At 73.2% G+C, this 1,338-nt stretch carries 2 protein-coding genes; both read right to left on the reverse strand.

The annotated features are described in order from the left end of the window. Positions 1–36: 36 nt before the first annotated feature. A complete protein-coding gene (locus ACWDCZ_RS41455) occupies positions 37–939 on the reverse strand; it encodes a condensation domain-containing protein (protein WP_449818740.1) in 903 nt (300 codons plus the stop codon). After that, the coding region (locus ACWDCZ_RS41460; RefSeq protein ID WP_449818741.1) for a hypothetical protein at positions 936–1,338 on the reverse strand (403 nt) is incomplete at its 5' end. The genes ACWDCZ_RS41460 and ACWDCZ_RS41455, both read right to left, overlap by 4 nt.

Genomic DNA, 1,338 nt, shown 5'->3' on the forward strand with positions numbered 1-1,338 from the left:
AGCTTCGCCTGGACGAATCCAAGCTAACCGGTCCCCTTAACGTTCCAGCACCGGGCAGGCGTCAGTCCGTATACATCGCCTTACGGCTTCGCACGCCAGCGGGGTGCCGACCACGAAGTCCCGGCAGCCGGTCCAGCGCGCGAGCACGCTCTGGTAACCGGCCAGCAGCACCATGAACGGGGTGCACCGCTCCTGCCGGGCCGTCCGGTCGAGGGCGGCGGTCAGCTCGGGGCCGAGGTCGACGGTGACGAACCCGGCGGGTCTGGTGGGGCTGGAGGGTCTCGGCCGGTCGAACGGGAGGCGCAGCGCTCCGGTGCCGGCGAGCCGGTCCGCCCAGAACCGGAAGGCCTCCTCGCCCGCCTCCCCGCCCGTCCTGGCGCGTTCGGCGCGGGCGAAGTCGCCGTACTGCAGGGCGAGTTCCGGCAGTTCCGCGGGTGCCTCGCCGATCGCCTCGCGGTAGAGGGCGAGCAGTTCGCGCCACATCGTGCGGAAGGACCAGCCGTCGGCGACGATGTGGTGGACCACGACGCTGACCGCGTGTTCCCGCTCGCCCGCGCTGATCAGGGTCGCGCGCAGCGGCGGCGCGGCGGCGAGGTCGAACGGGGCGTTGACGTACGGGCGGCAGGCGTCGGTGAAGTCCTGCTCGGTCGCGCCCTCGGGCAGGCGGATCGTGACCAGGTCGGTCGCGGCCGGGGGCTGGACCAGTTGGACGGGCTCCGCCTCGTCGGGTCCTTCGGGCGCGAAGCGGGTGCGGAGGATCTCGTGCCGGGCGGTCAGCCGGTCCAGCGCGGTGCGCAGGGCCCGGGGGTCGATCGGCCCGGTCCAGCGCCGGTTGAGGTACATGTTGAAGCTGGCGTCGTCCGGGTGGACCTGCTGGAGGAACCAGAGCCGGCGCTGTTCGGCGGTCAGCGGGTGGATGGCGGTGGCGGTGGTGGTCACCGGACGGTCACCTCGGTCTCGGAGCGGTGCGGGAGGATGGGCGCGGCGGCGTCGGCGGTCCGGTCCTGGATGGTCTGGAGGCCGACCAGGTCGTCGGGCTCGGCGTCGGGGACGTCCCGGTCGAAGTGGCGCAGCACGGGCACGGCCAGGCAGACCAGTGCGAGGGCCGCCATGGCGAGGCCGAACAGCAGGTAGAGCAGTCCGATGCCGCGGCCGTCGCCGGTGCCGATGAGCCGCCCGACGCTGCCGGCGAGGGCGCCGTCGTGGTCCATCAGCGGCTGGAGGAGTCCGGGGCCGAACGGGGCGACCACGGCGAAGCCGACCGGCAGGGTCGACCAGGCGACCATGGTGTTCACGGCGATCACCCGGCCGTGGAAGCGCAGCGGCACCTTGGTCTGC

The organism is Kitasatospora sp. NPDC001225, from assembly GCF_053597855.1.